General features: G+C 65.0%; 14 protein-coding genes. 5 read left to right on the top strand and 9 right to left on the bottom strand.

Features of this window, described 5'->3' with window-relative positions; all coding sequences use genetic code 11:
• Positions 1-27 precede the first annotated feature (27 nt).
• From FH041_RS10450 to FH041_RS10435, 4 genes are all read left to right on the top strand, one after another.
• Positions 28-1,053 carry a YCF48-related protein gene (locus FH041_RS10450; RefSeq protein ID WP_027916514.1) on the top strand — a complete coding sequence of 342 codons (1,026 nt, stop codon included), beginning with the start codon at positions 28-30 and terminating at the stop codon, positions 1,051-1,053.
• Between the two features lie 20 nt (positions 1,054-1,073).
• A complete protein-coding gene (locus FH041_RS10445) occupies positions 1,074-3,449 on the top strand; it encodes an RND family transporter (protein WP_027916515.1) in 2,376 nt (791 codons plus the stop codon).
• Between the two features lie 76 nt (positions 3,450-3,525).
• On the top strand, positions 3,526-3,816 hold the full coding sequence (locus FH041_RS10440; RefSeq protein ID WP_088523044.1) for a DUF5629 family protein: 291 nt from the start codon (positions 3,526-3,528) through the stop codon (positions 3,814-3,816).
• Complete coding sequence (locus FH041_RS10435; RefSeq protein WP_132578964.1) at positions 3,782-4,912, top strand: lactonase family protein; 1,131 nt, start codon at positions 3,782-3,784, stop codon at positions 4,910-4,912. Before FH041_RS10440 ends, FH041_RS10435 begins: the two co-directional genes overlap by 35 nt.
• 24 nt (positions 4,913-4,936) lie before the next feature.
• On the opposite strand, the gene FH041_RS10430 is transcribed toward FH041_RS10435, so the two are convergent.
• The 9 genes from FH041_RS10430 to FH041_RS10390 all read right to left on the bottom strand — a co-directional run bounded on the left by FH041_RS10430 (position 4,937) and on the right by FH041_RS10390 (position 17,344).
• On the bottom strand, positions 4,937-5,530 hold the full coding sequence (locus tag FH041_RS10430; RefSeq protein ID WP_132578970.1) for a glutathione S-transferase: 594 nt from the start codon (positions 5,528-5,530) through the stop codon (positions 4,937-4,939).
• A complete protein-coding gene (locus FH041_RS10425; protein ID WP_132578965.1) occupies positions 5,527-9,171 on the bottom strand; it encodes an AAA family ATPase in 3,645 nt (1,214 codons plus the stop codon). Before FH041_RS10425 ends, FH041_RS10430 begins: the two co-directional genes overlap by 4 nt.
• Positions 9,168-10,403 (bottom strand): exonuclease SbcCD subunit D C-terminal domain-containing protein, encoded by a 1,236-nt coding sequence (locus FH041_RS10420; protein WP_028688152.1) that lies wholly within the window; start codon positions 10,401-10,403, stop codon positions 9,168-9,170. Before FH041_RS10420 ends, FH041_RS10425 begins: the two co-directional genes overlap by 4 nt.
• A gap of 132 nt (positions 10,404-10,535) precedes the next feature.
• A complete protein-coding gene (locus FH041_RS10415) occupies positions 10,536-12,164 on the bottom strand; it encodes a BatD family protein (protein WP_027916521.1) in 1,629 nt (542 codons plus the stop codon).
• On the bottom strand, positions 12,161-13,879 hold the full coding sequence (locus tag FH041_RS10410; protein ID WP_128610648.1) for a tetratricopeptide repeat protein: 1,719 nt from the start codon (positions 13,877-13,879) through the stop codon (positions 12,161-12,163). The genes FH041_RS10415 and FH041_RS10410 overlap by 4 nt, the downstream gene beginning before the upstream one ends.
• Positions 13,876-14,952 carry a VWA domain-containing protein gene (locus tag FH041_RS10405; RefSeq protein WP_027916523.1) on the bottom strand — a complete coding sequence of 359 codons (1,077 nt, stop codon included), beginning with the start codon at positions 14,950-14,952 and terminating at the stop codon, positions 13,876-13,878. The genes FH041_RS10410 and FH041_RS10405 overlap by 4 nt, the downstream gene beginning before the upstream one ends.
• A complete protein-coding gene (locus tag FH041_RS10400; RefSeq protein WP_027916524.1) occupies positions 14,945-15,439 on the bottom strand; it encodes a DUF4381 domain-containing protein in 495 nt (164 codons plus the stop codon). The genes FH041_RS10405 and FH041_RS10400 overlap by 8 nt, the downstream gene beginning before the upstream one ends.
• Complete coding sequence (locus FH041_RS10395; protein WP_027916525.1) at positions 15,436-16,380, bottom strand: DUF58 domain-containing protein; 945 nt, start codon at positions 16,378-16,380, stop codon at positions 15,436-15,438. The genes FH041_RS10400 and FH041_RS10395 overlap by 4 nt, the downstream gene beginning before the upstream one ends.
• 4 nt (positions 16,381-16,384) lie before the next feature.
• Complete coding sequence (locus tag FH041_RS10390) at positions 16,385-17,344, bottom strand: MoxR family ATPase (protein WP_023533720.1); 960 nt, start codon at positions 17,342-17,344, stop codon at positions 16,385-16,387.
• A 398-nt stretch (positions 17,345-17,742) separates the two neighbouring features.
• Between FH041_RS10390 and FH041_RS10385 the strand changes: the two genes are divergently transcribed.
• The gene (locus tag FH041_RS10385) at positions 17,743-18,969 is read left to right on the top strand and encodes an MFS transporter (RefSeq protein ID WP_140174552.1); all 1,227 of its coding nucleotides are present in this window, start codon (positions 17,743-17,745) and stop codon (positions 18,967-18,969) included.
• The last annotated feature ends 6 nt before the right edge of the window (positions 18,970-18,975 follow it).

The raw sequence follows: 18,975 nt of genomic DNA, 5'->3' as shown, positions 1-18,975 counted from the left end.
CCAACAAAAATACAATCGGGGGCAGTCATGAGGAATTGGAGCAGGCGCGCTGGATGGCCGATGGCGGCCGCAGCAGTGCTCACCCTTGCACTGAGTGGATGGCAAGGCGCGCAGGCTGCGTCAGCCGATGAATACTCCACCGAATCGGCCAAAGCCAGTCAAAGGCTGTTGATCGACGCTGCCCATGCGGGCACGCGCGTGGTCGTGGTCGGCGACCGTGGCCATATCCTGTTCTCCGATGACCAGGGCAGCACCTGGACTCAGGCCCGCGTGCCAACCCGCCAGTTGCTGACGGCTGTCTTTTTCCTTGATGACAAGCGCGGTTGGGCCGTGGGCCACGATGCGCAGATCCTCGCCACCGGCGACGGCGGGGCGACCTGGAGCAAGCAGTTCGAAGACGTGTCGCGCGAAGCGCCCTTGCTCGACATTGTGTTCCTCGATGCCCAGCACGGCCTGGCCGTCGGCGCCTACGGCGCCTTGCTCGAAACCACGGACGGGGGCCAGCATTGGCAGGACGTGGCCGAGCGCCTCGACAACCCCGACCAGTTGCACCTCAATGCCATCACCCAGGTGCGTGACGCTGGTTTGTTCATCGTCGGGGAGCAGGGCAGCATGTACCGCTCCGAGGACAACGGGCAGCACTGGCAGAAAGTGGAAGGGCCTTACCAGGGGTCGCTGTTCGGCGTGATCGGCACTGCCCAGGCGCGTACCCTGCTGGCGTTCGGCTTGCGCGGCAACCTGCTGCGCTCCACCGACTTCGGCGACACCTGGCAATCGATCCCCTTGCAGGCTGCGCGAGGCGAGCTCGAATTCGGCCTGGCCGGTGCCACGCTGCTCGATGACGGCACCGTCGTGGTGGTCGGCAACGGCGGCAGCGTGTTGCGCAGCACCGATGCCGGCCAGACCTTCAGCGTCCACAACCGCCCGGACCGCATCGCCCTGTCCGGCGTCAGCGGCCTGCCCAACGGCGAGCTCCTGCTGGTAGGGCAGGGCGGCGCCCACATCGCCAATGCCAAGGGGCTCGATGCCGCCGGCAGTGAGGCACAGCCATGAGCAGCCAGGAGCACATTCCCATGCAGCCGCATCATCAGGACAAAGCCACACTGCTCGAACGCCTGATCTTCAACAATCGGCCGGCGGTCATCATCCTCTGTGTGTTGGTCAGCCTCTTCCTGTTCTGGCAGGCCACGCAAATTCGCCCCTCCACCAGCTTCGAGAAAATGATCCCGTTGCAGCATCCGTTCATCGAACAGATGATGGAGCACCGCAACGACTTGGCCAACCTGGGCAACACCGTGCGCATCTCGGTCGAGGCGGTCAATGGCGACATCTTCGACAAAAACTACATGGAGACCCTGCGCCAGATCCACGACGAGGTGTTCTACATCCCAGGCGTCGATCGGGCCGGGCTCAAGTCGCTGTGGAGCCCGAGCGTGCGCTGGAGCGAAGTCACCGAGGAGGGGTTCTCCGGTGGCGAGGTGATTCCCAACACCTACGACGGCTCGCAGGCCAGCCTCGATACCCTGCGCGACAACGTGCTGCGGTCCGGGCAGATAGGGCGGCTGGTGGGCAACAACTTCAAATCCAGCATCATCGACGTGCCACTGCTGGAAAGTTACCCCGACCCACAGGACCCAGGGCGGGTGGTCAAGCTCGACTACCAGCAGTTCTCCCACTTGCTCGAAGAAAAAATTCGCGACAAGTTCCAGGCCCAGAACCCCAATGTGAAGGTGCATATCGTCGGGTTCGCGAAGAAGGTCGGTGACCTCATCGACGGGCTGGTCATGGTGGTGATGTTCTTCGGCATCGCCCTGCTGATCACCTGGGTGCTGCTGTACTGGTTCACCTGGTGCATCCGCAGCACCATCGCGGTGCTCATTACCACATTGGTGGCGGTGGTGTGGCAACTGGGGCTGATGCATGCGGTCGGCTTCGGCCTGGATCCGTATTCGATGCTGGTGCCGTTCCTGATCTTTGCCATCGGCATTTCCCACGGTGTGCAGAAAATCAACGGCATTGCCCTGCAATCGAGCGATGCAGACAACGCCCTGACGGCGGCCAGGCGCACGTTCCGGCAACTGTTCCTGCCAGGCATGATCGCCATTCTCGCCGATGCCGTGGGCTTCATCACCCTGTTGATCATCGACATCGGCGTGATCCGCGAACTGGCCATCGGTGCATCCATCGGCGTCGCGGTGATCGTCTTCACCAACCTGATTCTGCTGCCGGTGGCCATTTCCTATGTGGGTATCAGCAAGAAGGCCATCGAGCGCAGCAAGCGCGACGCCACCCGCGAGCACCCGTTCTGGCGGATGCTGTCGCGCTTTGCCAGCCCCAGGGTGGCGCCGGTTTCCATCGCCCTGGCCCTGGTCGCCTTCGCCGGGGGGCTGTGGTACAGCCAGAACCTGAAGATCGGCGACCTCGACCAGGGCGCACCGGAGCTGCGGCCCGACTCGCGCTACAACCAGGACAACAACTTCATCATCAGCAACTATTCCACCAGTTCCGATGTGCTGGTGATCATGGTCAAGACGGCCGCCGAGCAGTGTTCGGTGCATTCGACCCTGGCGCCGATCGACGAGCTGATGTGGACCATGGAAAACACGCCGGGTGTGCAGTCGGCCATTTCCCTGGTCAGCGTGTCCAAACAGGTGATCAAGGGCATGAACGAGGGTAGCCTCAAGTGGGAAACCCTCTCGCGCAACCCCGATGTCCTGAACAACTCCATCGCACGGGCCGATGGCCTGTACAACGGCGATTGCTCGCTGGCCCCGGTGCTGGTGTTTCTCAATGACCACAAGGCCGAGACCCTCGAGCGGGTGACGGCCGCTGCCAAGGCGTTTGCCGACAGCCACGACAGAGAAGGCTTGCAGTTCCTGCTGGCTGCCGGCAACGCCGGTATCGAAGCGGCCACCAACGAGGTGATCAAGTCGGCCGAATTGACCATCCTGATCCTGGTGTACCTGTGCGTGGCGGTCATGTGCCTGATCACCTTCCGTTCCTTCGCCGCGACCCTGTGCATCGTGCTGCCCTTGGTGTTGACCTCCGTGCTGGGCAACGCGCTGATGGCGTACATGGGCATCGGCGTCAAGGTGGCGACGCTGCCGGTGGTTGCGCTGGGGGTAGGCATTGGCGTGGACTACGGCATCTACATCTACAGCCGTCTGGAGAGCTTCCTGCGCGCCGGGTTGCCGCTGCAAGAAGCCTATTACCAGACGCTGCGCTCCACCGGCAAGGCGGTGCTGTTCACCGGCCTGTGCCTGGCCATCGGGGTATGTACCTGGATCTTCTCGGCGATCAAGTTCCAGGCGGACATGGGCCTGATGCTGACCTTCATGCTGTTGTGGAACATGTTCGGTGCGCTGTGGCTACTGCCGGCGCTGGCGCGGTTCCTGATCAAGCCCGAGAAGATGGCAGGCAAGGCGGGGGGCTCGATTTTCGCCCATTGAAACGACCGGGCGTTGCGCGGCCATGGGGGTATAATGCAGGGCTTTTCCAGATGCAATGTCCCGTACAGGTACCCCCATGTCACCACTTGCCAGCGCCTTGCAACACAGCGACATGCTTCTGATAGACGGCCTTCACGCGTTCGATTTCACCTGCGACGAGCAGGGCCTTGCCATCGAATGCATGGACGGCCGCCAACTGCGGCGTTGGGTATTCACCGCCGCGCAGGTCGATGCGGCCAGTAAAGAAGTGAACGACTGGCGCATCTGCACTGCCGAAAGTGAGCACCGACTGATCTGTCTGGATGCATTTCGCGCACCGGAAGAAGAAGACCATGAACCGGACCTGGAAGACTCTGCTGACCGCTAGCTGCATGACCCTGACCTACACTGCCCAGGCTGCCACTCTGCTGGTTGGCACCTACACAGACGGTGCCAGCCAAGGCATCTACCGCTACACCTTCGACAGCGAAGCCGGCACAATCCGCCCCGAACCGCTGCAGGTGGTAGAGAGCGTCAGCCCCTCGTGGCTGGTGCTTTCCGAAGACAAGCGCCTGCTGTTTGCCGTCAATGAAACCGCAGACGGTCACGTCAGCGCATTCAACATTGCCAGCGATGGGAGTGTACGCCTGCTCGATCAAAAGCCCAGCCAGGGCGACGAGCCGACCCACGCCAGCCTCAGCCAGGACCAGCGTTATCTGTTCGTGGCCAACTACGCGGTCGACCCCGACCCAGGCGGCGGCCTTTCGGTGTTGCCAGTCGACAGGCAAGGCGCCTTGCAGTCGGTGGTCCAGCAGGTGCGTCATCAAGCCAGTGGGGTCAACCCCGAGCGGCAGGCCAGCGCCCATGTCCATTCGGTGGTGCCGTCTCCAGACGGCCAGCATGTCTATGCCAGCGACCTGGGTGCAGACAAGGTGTTCGTCTACCGCTACGACGGGGCGAGCACGAAAAAGCCACTGACCCCGTCCCAGCCTGCCTCGGTGTCGTTGCCTGCGGGCAGTGGGCCACGGCATTTGCTGTTCGACGCCAGCGGCAAACATGCCTACCTGACCTTGGAAATGCATGCCGAAGTGGTGGTGTTCGATGTCCAGGAGGGCAACCTGATCGAACGCCAGCGTCTGCCATTGACCGAACGCCAGGAGGCGGCTGCCAAGGCAGGCGCGGGCCTGCACCTGTCGGCGGACGGTCGCTTTCTGTACGTCAGCAACCGCGGCACGGCCAATGAGATCGTCGTGTTCAGCGTGGGCAAGCAGGATGGACGGTTGGCGTTGGTGCAACGTCGCTCGGTCGAAGGTGACCACCCCCGTGAATTCGCGCTGGACCCCACTGACAAGTTCCTGCTGGTTGCCAATCAGAAGAGCAACCAGATCAAGGTCATGCGCCGCGATCCGCTCACGGGCAAGCTGGGGGAAACGGTACAGACTTTCGATCAGCCGGCACCGTCGGACCTGAAGTTCATACGATGACGTTCAAGCGGTACGGCGCTTGAATCACTTGGCCATAATGGCCTTGAACACGTCCGAGGCCAACCAGCCTTGCAGCCAACCACGGACCCTCGGATAGGGGGCTGTGGCAAACCAGTCGGGCTGGACCGCGGCAAACTGCCGGATCAGCGGCAACAGGGCGGCATCAGCGATGCTCGGGTGATCGGCCAACAGGTAGGGGCGGTTTTGCAGCAGGTGCTCCAGATGCTCCAGCCAGGGGTGCGTAGCGTCGCGGTAGACGTGCTGTGACTGCTGGGGATACCGCTCGGCATACTTGTACAGGTTCACCTGGGCCTTGAAGGTGGTGTCGTTCACGGCGATCAGTGCATCGGCTTGCTGCGCCGCTTCGGGCGAGCTCGACAGGCGCCAGTCTTGCGGGTCGTTCTGCGCCAGTGCCCAGCGCATGATATCCAGGCTTTCATCGATTACCTGATCTCCGGTGTCCAGCACCGGGACGGTGCCCTTGGGTGACAGTGCCAACAGGGCGGCGGGTTTGTGCTTCATGGCCACCTCCTGCACGGTCACCTCGCAGCCGGCATAGCGCAACGCAAGCCGGGCACGCATGGCCCAAGGGCAGCGGCGAAACGAATAGAGGATCAACCGCACACCTCAACGTCACTCAAGCCGTTGCCCAGGCGCCGGACTTGAATCTGCACCGGTATGCGTTCATGCATTTCCTGCACGTGGGAAATCACAGCCACTTTGCGACCTTGGGCCTGCAAGCCGTCCAACGCATCCATGGCCAGTTGCAAGGACTCGGGATCGAGGCTGCCGAAGCCTTCGTCGATGAACAGCGACTCGATGCGCAAGGTGCTCGATGCCATCGAGGCAAGCCCCAGGGCCAGGGCCAGGGAAACCAGGAAGGTCTCACCGCCTGACAGCGAGTGCACCGAGCGCAGTTCATCGCCCATTTCGGTGTCCAGTACCAGTAACCCCAGCGCACTGCCGCCGCGCTTGAGCCGATAGCGCCGCGCCAGTTGACGCAGCTGAGCGTTGGCATGGTGCAGCAGCAGATCGAGGTTGTAGCCCTGGGCGATCTTGCGGAACACGTCCCCCGAAGCCGAGCCGATTAGACCACTGAGCCGCGCCCAGCGCTGCCACTGCTGTCGGGCTTGCTCCATCTGCTCGGCCAGGGCCTGCGAGGCGTGCTGTCGCCGCTGGTCATCCGCCTGTTGGGCCCGCAGCTCGGCGCACGTCTGCTCGTGAACGACCAGACGCTCACGCAGTTCGAGCAGCGCCTGGTCCACAGCCTGGACCGAAGTGTCCAGCGTGATCAGCGCCGCGTGCTGGTGCAGGCGCTGCTCGCGTTCCTGAAGCAGCACACGGCTCTGCTCGAGGGTTTTTTCAGCGCCCTGCAGGCGCTGGCGCAGTTCACCGACCTGAGTGTCGTCCATGGCCAGCAGGCGATCGAGCCCTGTATCGTCCAGCTCCGGGTGCGCGTCGCGCCACTGGGCGATCTGATCATGCAGCTGCCTGGCTTCTTGCTCCAGCGCCTGCAACTGCTCGGTGCTGGCCTTGAGCTCACCGGCCACTTGCACAGCCTGGGTATGCAAGCCTTGCAGGCGCTGGGCGAGGTCCGCCTCGACCGCGCGCGCGTGCTCCAGCGCGGTGTCCATGTGCTGTTGCCAGGCCTCGGCACTGATGTGCTCGCCCAGTAATTGCGCGAGCATGGCCATTGCGTGCTGGCGCTGCTCCTCCAAGCCTCTGAGCTGCTCACCAAGCTGCGCGAGGCGTTGCACACGCACCTGGTGTTGATCGTGCAGTTTGTCCAGCTGGACCTGGCGGGCTTGCTGTTCTTCCAGCTCATCGTTGCGTTGGTCGAGCTGGTGCAGGCGCTGGGCGATCTGTTGGTCGAGGGCAAGAAACGCATTGGCCGGATCGTCTTGCAGGGCCTTGAGCGCTTCGTCGGGCAGTACCCCGGCCAAGTCCGCGAGCCCTTGCTGAAGGAGGCGCTCGTCGTTTTCCAGTGCCAGGTGCTGTTGCTCCAGATGGCGCTGCGCTTGTTGGTGCGCGTCCTGGGCGGCTTGCAGCTGCTGGTTGAGGCGAGCGGCCTCTTTTTGCAGGGTGAGCAAGGCCCGCTGGCGCGTCTCGTCGTTGCCGATTTCGGTATCCAGGCGCCGTAGTTGGCCGTCGAGCCAGCTGCTGCGGGCATGATCGTCCTGGGGTGCCAATGCAGGCCAGAGGGCGTGCTCATGAAGCTGCGCGACCAAAGGCTGCAAGTGTTCGTCCAATACCGGCAGCTGTTGCTGATAGTCCTTGAGCTGGGCATTGACCACCCCTAGCTGGGTGCGCAGTTCCACCAGGCGCGTATTGAGCGCTGTGACCTGACGCTGGGCAGCCGCTTCTTCGGCCTGGTCATGTTCGCCCAGGCTTTGCAGCAACACCTCGGGTTGGTGGAACGGGTGTTCGGCGCTGCCGCACACCGGGCAGGGCTCGCCGCCCCGCAGTTGCTCACGCAGGGCTTGGACCGTGGTGTTGCGGGCCAGCCGCTGGCGCTCCAGCAGTTGGCGCGTCAGGTTCAGTGCCTGCTCGGCGCTTTCCAGCTCAGCCTTGGCGGCCGTGCCTTCGCCGATCAGGCGCTGGCGCTCGACCATGGCTTGCTGCTGACGTTCACGCAGGGTGGCCTGTTGCTGATGCAACTCAAGCACGCGGGCGTGTACAAGCGTCAATTGCTCCACGGCGCGATGCTGCTTGCGGTTGTCCTGCAGCATGCTGCCGAGCAGGTCGATTTGTTCTGCCAGGGCGTCGGGCTGCGCCTTGGCTTCCCGGAACAGGGCGTCATGGGCGTCGCGTTCGGCCTGAAGGTGCGCAGTGGCCTGGCTGGCTTGAGCCTGCAGGCCGGGCAGTTCCTCGCGGCCTTTGCCCAGGCGGCCGCCGATCAGCATCACCTGCTTGAGCTGCGGCAGATAGGCATGCCACGCGCTGGCCAGCCCGGCCAGGTGCTGGCTGTGGGCCAACGCCGTGTCGATCTGGGCCAGTTGCTGTTGACTGCGTTCTTGGCTGGCGTGCAGTTGCTGCAACTGCTGTTGGGCCTCAGCCACCTGATGTTCGGCCTGCTGGCTGTCGCTGCGCTGGACGGCCAGTTGCTGATCGAGCCGGGCCAAGTTGTCCTGGGCCGTGAAGGCTTGACGCAGCAAGGGACCGGCGTCGCTATGGGCGGCCTGGGCGGCGGTCAACGCAAGACGGGCTGTTTCCAGCGCCTGCTGCTGCTCGGCCGTACGCTGCTGCAGCTCGGCGAGCTGCCGGGTGTGTTCGTCAAGTTTGGCGGTGATCGGCGCGCGCTGCGCTGCCAGTGCCTGCTGGCGGTGAAACTGATGGCGCTGCGGGGCAAGACGCTCAAGGCGCGCCAGGTCCAGGCGCGGCTCGGCCAAGGCTTGCCAGTCCTGCTCGGCAGCCTCCAGGGCAGTGCGGGCCTGCGCGTGCTGGGCTTGAAGCTGCTCCTGCTCGATCAACCCGCTGCGTTGCTGCTCCAGCTGTCGCTCGCCAGCCTGGTCGGCTTTGAGCTGGTGCTGCGCCTGTTCCAGGCGTTGGTCCAGTTCGGCGCGGGCGTCTACTGGCATGGGCAACAGGTGGCTAGCTCGCTCTTTCAAGGCGGCATGCGCCTCGCCGGCCTCGCGGGCTCGGGCAAACGCCCGTTGGCCCAGCCGCGAATAGATCGAGGTGTTGGTCAGTTTCTCCAGCAGTTCGCTGCGCTCGCGGTCGTCGGCCTTGAGAAACGCGCTGAACTCGCTTTGCGCCAGCATCACGGCGCGGGTGAACTGTTCGAAGTTAAGGCCCAGGCGCGTCTCGATCAGCTGCTTGTATTCGTTCTTGCCGCTGCCCAGCACCTGCTCGCTGTCCAGGTCGTAGAAGCTCTGGCGGCTGAGCTGGAGTTTGCCATTGGCCTTCTCGCGGGCGCGGTTCGCTTCCCAGCGCGCCCGGTAGCGGCGCCCGTCCACGCCGACGAAATCCACCTCGGCAAAGCCACTGCCGGTACCGCGGCGCAGCAGGTTGCGCGGGTCCGAGGTGGGTATCTCGCCATCGCCGTCCGGCACCTTGGCCTCACGGCCGATGTCATTCAGGCGTGGCACCGTACCGAACAGCGCCAGGCACAGCGCGTCGAGCAGGGTGCTTTTACCCGCCCCCGTGGGGCCGGTGATGGCAAACAGACCCGCGCCTGCCAGGGGCTCCTGGGTGAAGTCGATATCGATCGGGCCCGCCAGCGATGCCAGGTTCTTCAGGCGAATGGCAAGAATCTTCATGGTTGCTCTTCTTCGTGCTGTACGTCCTGCAGCAGCAGGGCGAAATCGGCCAGCGTCTGCTCATCGGCAGGGTCGCCATAGGCTTGCGCCCAGGCACGGCTGAACAGGTCTTGCGGGGTCATCTGGGCCAGCTCGACGAACGCCGGGCCTTCGTCATCGGCCGTTCGGCCGGCGTACTCGGCACCTATGCGAATCAACCGTACCGCCTTTTCGTGCAGGGCGGTTTCGATCTGCTGGCGCAGGTCGGGCTGCGGCTCGTTCAGCACGACGCGCACCTCCAGCCAAGGCTGGCGGTTGGGATCATCGAGCAGGTCCACCACCGGCAAGTCGGCCAGTTGCGTCAGGACCTCGTCCAGTGGGGCCGGCCCTATGCGTTGCAACGGCACCGCACGCGGAACTGGGCGAGCCTCGACACTGGCCAGCGCCGCGCCGTCGAAGGTGACTTCCAGCACCTGGTGGGGGTAGTTCACCTCGGCAAACGACAACGGGATGGGCGACCCGCTGTAGCGGATCCGTTCTTCGCGATTGACCTTCTGGGGCTTGTGCAGGTGGCCCAGGGCGACGTAGCTGATGGCTTTGTCGAAGAGCTTGGCCGGCAATGCCTCGGCGTTGCCGATGATCAGGCTGCGCTCGGAGTCTTCGGAGACCGCACCGCCGGCCATGTGGGCGTGGCTGATGGCGATCAGCGCCTGGTCCTTGCGCTGCCTGGCCTGGGCGGCGGCGATCAGTTGCTGGTGGACCCGGGTGATGCCTTGCAGGTAGTCGTCGCCCAGTTGCAGGCCGGTCACCTCCGCCGGCCGCAGGAACGGCAAGGCCAGGCACCAGGCGGTCACCTTGCCGCGCGCGTTGGTCAGCGGAATCAGCAGCCGCTCGACATCCAGTTGTCCATCGTCCAGCCAGTGCACACGGCCCAGTGCATGGGTGCGCAGGCGGCGCATCAAGGGTGCAGGCAGCTCGATGCGCGAGCCGGAGTCGTGGTTGCCGGCGATCATCACGATGTCGAGTTTCGGCTGCTGTTCGTGGGCCCTGACGATGAAATCGTACAAGCGCTCCTGGGCCTTGACCGGCGGGTTGACGGTGTCGAAGACGTCGCCTGCGATCAACAGCGCATCAGGCTGGCGCAGGTGCAGCTGGCCGAGCAGCCACTCGAGGAAGCAGGCGTGTTCGAAGTCGCGTTCCTGGCCATGGAGACTTTGGCCCAGGTGCCAATCGGAAGTGTGAAACAGACGCATGGATGACCTGTGGGTATGAAGTCGGGCGAGCGGGCAAGGGCGTTATGGTACCCCATGGGCGCGGCGCTGTGCGGGCCGGTAAAGCCGGTCGGTACGCGGCGCGAACCCGGTCGATGACGCGCCGCCACATGCTCACTTGGGATACAGCGGTGGCAGGCTGGCGCTCTCGCCGGTGGGCAGCAGCACCTGTTCGGCCGGTGGAATGGTGCCGATCGCCCGCCACAGGTCTTCACCTTGCCAGTGCTGGCCGCTTTCGCTGTACAGCGCGCCGTTCAACCCATCCAGGGCGTCGGACAAGGGTACGAAGCGCGCCGCCATCTCGGCCAGGGTCTGCGGCTGTTGCCGCGCCCAGGCATCCAGGGCCTGGCGCGTGGCCTGGGGGTCGTTGGCCAGGCAGGCGCGCTTGAGGTCGTCCAGCAGGGTGCGCGGGCTCGGCCCTGTCTGCGCCGCACGCAGCACCGCTGGCTGCGAACGGGCGCGCCACCACAGGGTGAAGCCCAGCAGCGTGGTCAACGCAAGCACCAGGGTCGCCAGCTGCCAAGGCCACAGCAGTGTGCTGCTGCCATTGCCCACCACCGGGGCCTCGGCCACCAGGGCAGGGTTGTCCTGCACGGTGATCGAGCGTGCAGGCAGGCCACTGTGCTCGAGGTGATCTTCGCGGGTGTTCCACCACGTCACTTCCAGCGCAGGCAAGGCCAGCGGGCCGCTGTGGGTGGGAATGAGCGCCTCGCGTTCCTCGCGGGTGGCGGTCATGCCCCGTTCGCTGATCTCGTTGCGCAACAACGGTTGATCGGGGTAGCGGCGCAGGCCATTGGCTTCGGTGGGCGGCACTGGCGGCAACTGAGCGCTGGACAGCCCTTCGGCGCGCAGGGTGACGGTGCGGGTCAACGAATCGCCGATCTGGGTCTGCTGCGCGGCAGGATCGGGGCTCCAGCGTTCCTCCAGGGTCAGGCTACGCGCGGGCAGCCAGGGCAGCCCGGCCGGCCACTGGGCCGGGACGGGCCGTACCGTCAGACGCAGCGGCGTAGAGCTTACCTGTACCTGGCGGCCGGCACGGGCAGCGCCGTTGCCGTTCTGCTCGCCCTGGCTATTGGCCGCAGCCGTGGCGGTGAAGGTCAGCGAAGGAATGTCCAGGGTGCCGCTTTGCTGGGCATAGACGGCATAGCGCGTTTCGATCACGCCATGGCGCACACCCTGAATTTCCTTTTCGTAGGTGCGCGATTCGCCCAGGGGCTCGACCTTGGCGTTTTCCAGTTGCAGCGGGCTGAGGCTGCTGTCGTCATACAGCGCAACCGAATGGTAGATGCGCAGGGTCAGTACAGCCTGGGCCTGCACGTAGACATCGGTGCTGTCCAGGGTCGCCTCGATGAACACCTGGGCGTTGTCCTGGCGGTTGGCATCGGCTTGCAGCACTTGCAGGTCTACCGGCTGGCTGAACGACTGCCCCAATTGCAGGGCAGGGATCTGCAGGCTGCCGCTGCGCCGGGGCAGGAGCGTGATGATCCAGCGGGTGCTGGCGCGGGTCTCGCCATCGAGGGTGTGCAGGCTGTTCAACTGCCGGGTACTGCGCACCTCGAAGTCACCTTCCAGTGCCCGCAGGTCAGGCTTGCCGAACTCGGTCACATCCTGGCTTTCGAGGGTCAGCTCCAGGCTCTCGCCGGCTTCCAGACGTGTACGGTCGACACTGGCCTTGAGCGACGGCTCGGCGTGAGCCAGCACGTTCCAGAGCAGCATGAGGAGAAAGACGCCGCAGCGACTCATCGTGGGGTTTCCTGTTGCAATTGCTGTTCGTACCAGAATTTGCGCCGTAGCAACTGCGCGGGATTGTCGGGGATTTCTCGGAGCCATTGTTCCAGCGCCTGGCGTTGCTCGGCATCGAGCGCGGTGGTGACAGGCGCGTGGGGTGGGTCGACCACATCGTCATCCTCGCCTGGCGGGTTGCCAGATGCGCCCTGGTCACCGCCGTCGCCTTGGGCCGAGGCGCCGTCCCCCGCCTGCTCGTCGGAACCGGGCGCAGGCTCTGCCGGGCTACCTTGCGCGCTGCTGTTGCCCTCGGTTTCACGACCAGGCGAATCCTGGGCGTCGGTGCTGCCGGGCTGTTCGGCAGCCTTGCCTTGGCGCTGGGCCAGCATTTGCTCGACCAGTGCCTGGTTGTCCAGCGCCGCCTGCAGGTCTGGCTGACGCTCCAGGGCTTGATCATACGCGTCCAGCGCCGCTTCCAGTTCACCACTGTATGCCAGAGCATTGCCGCGATTGTAGTGCGCGGCGGCCGTGTCGACCTGCAGAAACGCCTCGGCAGCGCCGGCATAGTCACCCGCCTGGTACAGGGCCATGCCTCGCCATTGCGGGTCACGGAAGCGGCCGGCCGCTTCGGCCGCTCGACCCTGCTCGAGCAGGCGCTGGCCTTGCTGGTCGGGGCGCAGCCACAGATCGTCGAGCTCGAACGCCTGGCCGGGCTGGGGCAGGGCCAGCAACAGCGGCAGGCAGAACAGCCAACCCCGCCGACCGGCACAGGCCGCCAGCAGCAGCAACGGAATCAGCAACCAGTAGCCTTGGTCGGCCCAGCTGTCCAGTTGCAGGGTCTGGCCTTCGCTGCGTGTGCTGCGCGGGTTGTCGAATAGCCCTAGGCCGCGCAGGTCCAGGTCATCGATGCGGGCATGCCGGTAACGCCCGCCAGTACCATTGATGAAGCCTTTGAGCGCCGCGCCGTCCAGCCGTGGCAACAGGATCGCGCCCTGGTCGTCCTTGAGAAATTCCCCGTTGGCCTGGCGCACTGGCGCCCCGTCACGGCTGCCGATGCCCAGCATCAGCAGGCTTGGGCCATGGCGACCCAGGGCTTGGCTGATGCCTTGGCGCTCGGCGGCGCTGAGCGAGGACCCGACCAGCAGCAGTCGGCCCTGGCCAAGGCCGCTCTGGGCGAGCAGGGCTAGGCCCTTGTGCACGGCAAGGTCTGCCCGCTGGCCGGGCTTGGGCATGATCGAGGGGTCGAGTGCTTCGAGCAGGTTGCGTGTTGTGGCCAGGTCGTCGGACAGCGGCACCAGGGTATGCGCCGACCCTGCGTAGACCACCAGTGCGGTCTGGCTGTCACGGCGGTGCTCGAGTACGTCGAGTATCTTGCGACGCGCCTGCTCAAGACGATTGGGCGGGCTGTCCTCGGCCAGCATCTGCGGGGTCAGTTCCAGCAGGATGACCAGAGGATCGGCAGGCCGCTGGCGGCTTTCCTCCATGCGTTGCCAGCTCGGGCCCAGCAGGGCCAGCACCACCAGCAGCCAGGCAAGGCCCAGGGCTATCCAGGGTAGCTTGCTGGTGTTGCCACTGCCGCCACCGAGCAGCACGTTATGGAAGGCCGGGGGCAGGATCATTTGCCAGCGCCCGGCGCGCCTGCGCCGGTGCCAAAGCTTGAACAGCAACCAGCCGAGCACGGGAACGCTCAGCAACCACAGCGGGCGCAACCATTGGGGCCATAGATCGATCATCGCGGCCTCCTCAGGCGCAGGCGTTTGAGGCGCTGCCGCCATTGTGGGTGCGGTTGCAGAAAGCGCGGCTTGCGCAATTGTCGTTGCAGCGGGTTGTCCGGCCACTGCACGCTGATCACCAGCAGCACGCTCAGCAGCAGCGCCAAGGCCAGTGGCCAGGCATACAAGGCCTTTGCCGTACGCGCCTGGGTCGGCTGTTGCGCCACCGGTTCAAGCCGGTCAAGCGTGTCACCGATGGCATCGAGTTCGGCGCCATCATGGGCGCGGAAGTACGCGCCCTGGGTGGTCTCGGCGATTTCGCGCAAGGACGCTTCATCCAGGTCCAGGCTTGGGTTCAGGCCCAGTAGGCCAGGGGTGCCGGTGGCTTGCGGATCGGCGCCAATGCCGATGGTGTAGATGCGCACGCCCTCCTGAGCGGCCAAACGGGCGGCGGTGAGGGGGTGGATCAGCCCGCCATTGTTGGCCCCGTCGGTGATCAGCACCAGCACTCGGCTCTGCGAGGGCCGCTGGCGCAGCCGCTTGACGGCCAGGCCGATGGCATCGCCAATGGCGGTGTTCTTGCCGGCGATGCCGATCTGGGCTTCATCGAGAAAGGTGCGCACCGTGCGCCTGTCGAAGGTCAGCGGGGCCTGCAGGTAGGCTTGGCTGCCGAACAGGATCAGCCCCACCCGGTCACCTTCACGGTCCTGCAAGAAGTCGCCCAGCAGCGCCTTGACCAGGTCGAGCCGGCTGATGTCTTCGCCCTGCCACTGCATGTCCGGGAAGTCCATCGAGCCGGACACGTCCACTGCCACCAGCAGGTCGCGCCCACTGGCTGCCACCGGCATCGGCTCGCCCAGCCATTGGGGGCGAGCGGCGGCGCACAGCAACAGCAGCCAGATCACGACGAACGGGGCCTGCTGGCGCCAGGTCGGCAGGTTCAGGCGGGCGCGGCGCCCCGCCAGGCTTTCAAGCTCTTGCAGGAAGCCGACTTTGAGGACAGGCTCTCCACTGTCGGCGGCAGGCAGCACGAGCCGTGCCAGCCAAGGCAGGGGCAGCAAGGCGAATATCCACGGCCAGGCCAGTTCAAACATGCTTGCGAATCCAGGTTTCCACCGCCTGGCTAAGCCCGGCGATGGCCTTGTCGTCCAGGCGGCATTCGGGCTTGTAGGCCCCTTCGACCAACACCATCCAGCGGGTCAGGCCTGCTGCCGGGCAGCGGTTGTCAAGAAAGGCCAGCCATTGCCGGCCATTTAGCGTGTGGCTATTGGCCAAGGGGTAGTGACTGCGACACAGCCGTTTGAGCAGGGCATTGATCTGCTGCAGCCAGGCGCCGGCAGGCGCTTTGTCGTAGGGGCGGGGCAGACGCGCCAGTTCCTCGAGCGCCGCCACGCGCACCGGGTCGAGCGGCTGCTCGGTGCGTGGTAGGGGCCGTTTGCGTGGGCGCCAGCGACGCACGCGCCACAGGCCCCAGGCCAGCACGGGCAACAACGCCAACAGCAGCCACCAGCCAGGCGCCGGTGGCCAGGGGCTGATCGGCGGGGGCGCGATCAATGGCTGCAACTGGTCAAGCGGGTTCACGAGGCGCTGCCCATGCGCTGGGCACTCAGGTAATCGCGCAATTGCTCGATCATCTCGCTTTGCGTGGTCAGTGGCATCAGCAGCACCCTGAGCTTTTGCGCCATCAATTCCCAGCGCTCGATGCGCGCCTCGGCTTGGTGCCGGTAGGCCTGGCGCAGCCCTTCGTCCAGCGTGTCCAGCTCCAGCTGCGCGCCCCGTTGCGCAAACCTCAGCAAGCCGGCCGCTGGCAGAGCGTGGTCCAGCGGGTCCGATACCGGCATCAGCAACAGGTCGCAGTGTCGCGAGAGCATGGCCAGGTGTTGTTCGCACTGGGGCGTCAGCGAGCGCTCATCGCAAATCACGATGGCCAGACTGCCTGGCCTCAATACTTCACGCGCCCTGCGCAGCGCAAGGCCAAGGCTATCGGCCTGGGCGACGCCTTCGGTGTGCAGCGACTGGTTGACCTTGGCCAGACGATTGAGCAGTTGCAGCAGGCTTTGCTTGCTGCGCCTGGGTTTGATCTCGTGGGGATCGTTGTCACCGAACACCAGCCCTCCGATCCGGTCGTTGTGCCCCAGCGCGGCCCAGCCGAACAGGGCCGCCGCCTGAGCCGCCAGTACCGACTTGAACACCAGCCCGGAGCCGAAGAACAGCCGCTGGCTCTGCTCCACGAGAATGAAGATCGGCCGCTCGCGTTCTTCGTGAAATAGCTTGGTGTGAGGCTCCTGGGTGCGGGCAGTGACCCGCCAGTCGATGTTGCGCACATCGTCACCGGCCTGGTACACCCGAACCTGATCGAAGTCCACACCCCGGCCCCGCAGCTTGGAATGGTGCAGGCCCACCAGCGGGCTACGTTGGCCGGGGTTGGAGAACAGCTGGATTTCGCGCACGCGGTGGCGCATGTCGATGAGTTCGGCAAGGGTGATACGAATGCCGGGCTCGATCAGCGGGGTGCTGGACATGGGGTCAGGCAACGGCCACGACGTCGAGGATACGCTGCACGACCCGGTCCTGGTCGACCCCCGCCGCCTCGGCTTCGAACGACAGGATGATGCGGTGGCGCAACACGTCGAACAGTACCGCCTGAATGTCCTCGGGGCTGACGAAATCGCGCCCGGCAAGCCACGCATGGGCCCGTGCGCAGCGGTCCAGGGAAATCGAGCCGCGCGGGCTGGCGCCATAGGCAATCCAGTCGGCCAGTTCGTTGTCGAATTTGGCCGGCGTACGCGTGGCCATGACCAGTTGCACCAGGTACTCCTCCACCGCGTCTGCCATGTACAGGCCGAGGATTTCCTTGCGAGCTGCGAAGATCGCCTGCTGGCTGACCCGCCGCTCGGGCTTGGTCTCACCGCCCAGCGCCTCGCCGCGAGCCTGGGCCAGGATGCGGCGCTCCACGGCAGCGTCGGGGAAGCCGATCTTGACATGCATCAGGAAACGGTCGAGTTGCGCCTCGGGCAGGGGATAGGTGCCTTCCTGCTCGATCGGGTTCTGCGTGGCCATGACCAAGAACAGCGGCGACAGGTCGTAGGTGCTTCGCCCCACACTGACCTGGCGCTCGGCCATGGCTTCGAGCAGCGCCGATTGCACCTTCGCCGGCGCCCGGTTGATTTCGTCCGCCAGCACCAGGTTATGAAAGATCGGCCCCTGCTGGAACACGAAGCTCCCGGTCTCGGGCCGATAGATCTCGGTGCCGGTGATGTCGGCGGGCAGCAGGTCGGGGGTGAACTGGATACGGTGAAATTGCGCCTCGATGCCCTCGGCCAGTTCCTTGATGGCCTTGGTCTTTGCCAGGCCCGGCGCACCTTCCACCAGCATGTGGCCATCGGCCAACAGCACGATCAGCAGCCGCTCGACCAGCTTTTCCTGGCCAAGGATCTGGGAAGAGAGAAAGGTGCGCAGCGCGATCAGCGCCTCACGGTGTTCCATCGGCGACGGTTCCTGATAGAGGACCAGGCGGCTGATGGCAGCGGCCCGGCAAGGGTTGATACTTTAATCCATCCGAGGGGGTGGCGACCAATGGCGGCTTGGAAATTTATCTGAAGGGCGGCCTATCAGAAGATCAGCGCGGTCCTCGGGATAAGTGCCGTAGCGTTGAAATCCTGGGTTTGCTGCGCTGCCCATCACAGTCCATCGCGGCCAGTCCGGCGCCCCGGCCAAGCCGTTCCAAGTCCCGCGTAACCCTGAGCCCTGCGCTCTATCGATCACAGCGATAACCACTATCGAGCGGCCGGCCTCTCGCCTGGCGGCCCGTGCTCTTTATACTCGCGGCCTGATTTAGCCTCTCGTGCGCCTCGTTCAGGCGCCATGTCATGGAATTGTGCACAATGCCAAGCGTCAGTCCGGCCCCTCGTGGTCTGCCCGAACACCAACAGCAAAGCCTGCTCCAGCAGTGGCTGGCCATTCTCTCCGTGGCCGTGGGCGCGTTCGCCTTGGTGACCAGCGAGTTTCTTCCAGTCGGCGTGCTGAACGACGTCGCCAACGATCTGGGCATCAGTGCAGGCCTTGCCGGGCTGATGGTCACCTTGCCCGGCATCATGGCAGCCCTGGCGGCGCCGACCATTTCTGTCGGTGTCGGCAACCTGGACCGGCGCTACCTGCTGATCGGCCTGACCTTGATCATGATCCTGGCCAACGCCATCGTCGCGTTTGCCGGTAATTTTCACCTGTTGCTGCTGGGGCGCGTGCTGCTGGGGGTGAGTATCGGTGGCTTCTGGGCGACCGCCATTGCCTTGAGCAGCCGCCTGGCGCCCGATGGCGTCGGGGTGGCCAAGGCCAACTCGATCATCATGGCCGGCGTTACCCTGGCCACGGTCATCGGTGTGCCGGTGGGTACCTGGCTCAGCGGGCTGATGGGCTGGCGGATGACGTTCCTGGTCACTGCCGTGGTAGGGGTGCCGGTACTGTTGGCGCAGGTCATGCTCCTGCCCCGGTTGATGCCGGAGAAGGCCATTCGCATCAGCGACCTGCCGGCGTTGCTCATCAATCCACAGGCGCGCGTGGGCCTGATTGCCGTGTTGCTGATCGGGCTGGCGCATTTTGCCGCCTACACCTACGTGGCCCCTTTCTTCAAGCAAAACGCCGGCTTCGATGGCCCAACCATTGGCTCATTGCTGCTGCTCTACGGCGTGGCGGGGTTCATGGGCAATATCTTCGCAGGCTTTGCGGCCAACCGCAGCGTGCGGCATACCTTGCTGCTGGTGGCGCTGCTGATTGCCGTGAGCACGGCGCTGTTCCCGCACTTTGCCACTGGCATGACAGGCGCTGCGATGCTGATCGCGTTATGGGGCTTTGCCTTCGGGGCGTTTCCTGCCTGCGCGAACATCTGGATGTTCGTGGTCGCGCCCAAGGATGTGGAGCGGGGCATGCCGCTGTTCGTGGCCATGTTCCAGGTCATCATCGCCGTAGGGTCGTTCTTTGGTGGGCAGGTGGTCGATCACCTGGGCACCGGCGTGCTGCTGAGCATGGCCACGGCACTGGTAGGTTGCGGTTTCGTGACGGTGCTGGTGCTCGGGCGCAGTGTCAGTAATGCACTGGTCAGCCAGCCGGGTTGAGGGCGC

It is taken from the genome of Pseudomonas sp. SWI7 (genome assembly GCF_006351945.1).
GTDB lineage: Bacteria > Pseudomonadota > Gammaproteobacteria > Pseudomonadales > Pseudomonadaceae > Aquipseudomonas > Aquipseudomonas fulva.
Note: the sequence above shows the minus strand (reverse complement) of the source record. Positions and strands in the feature narration are given on the sequence as shown.

Bases quoted from the DNA above. Each gene is read 5' to 3' on its own strand.
- FH041_RS10415 (WP_027916521.1), bottom strand. From the start codon at position 12,164: ATGAGTCGCTGCGGCGTCTTTCTCCTCATGCTGCTCTGGAACGTGCTG.
- FH041_RS10440 (WP_088523044.1), top strand. From the start codon at position 3,526: ATGTCACCACTTGCCAGCGCCTTGCAACACAGCGACATGCTTCTGATA.
- FH041_RS10445 (WP_027916515.1), top strand. From the start codon at position 1,074: ATGCAGCCGCATCATCAGGACAAAGCCACACTGCTCGAACGCCTGATC.
- FH041_RS10450 (WP_027916514.1), top strand. From the start codon at position 28: ATGAGGAATTGGAGCAGGCGCGCTGGATGGCCGATGGCGGCCGCAGCA.
- FH041_RS10435 (WP_132578964.1), top strand. From the start codon at position 3,782: ATGAACCGGACCTGGAAGACTCTGCTGACCGCTAGCTGCATGACCCTG.
- FH041_RS10390 (WP_023533720.1), bottom strand. From the start codon at position 17,344: ATGGAACACCGTGAGGCGCTGATCGCGCTGCGCACCTTTCTCTCTTCC.
- FH041_RS10425 (WP_132578965.1), bottom strand. From the start codon at position 9,171: ATGAAGATTCTTGCCATTCGCCTGAAGAACCTGGCATCGCTGGCGGGC.
- FH041_RS10410 (WP_128610648.1), bottom strand. From the start codon at position 13,879: ATGATCGATCTATGGCCCCAATGGTTGCGCCCGCTGTGGTTGCTGAGC.
- FH041_RS10385 (WP_140174552.1), top strand. From the start codon at position 17,743: ATGCCAAGCGTCAGTCCGGCCCCTCGTGGTCTGCCCGAACACCAACAG.
- FH041_RS10395 (WP_027916525.1), bottom strand. From the start codon at position 16,380: ATGTCCAGCACCCCGCTGATCGAGCCCGGCATTCGTATCACCCTTGCC.
- FH041_RS10420 (WP_028688152.1), bottom strand. From the start codon at position 10,403: ATGCGTCTGTTTCACACTTCCGATTGGCACCTGGGCCAAAGTCTCCAT.
- FH041_RS10405 (WP_027916523.1), bottom strand. From the start codon at position 14,952: ATGTTTGAACTGGCCTGGCCGTGGATATTCGCCTTGCTGCCCCTGCCT.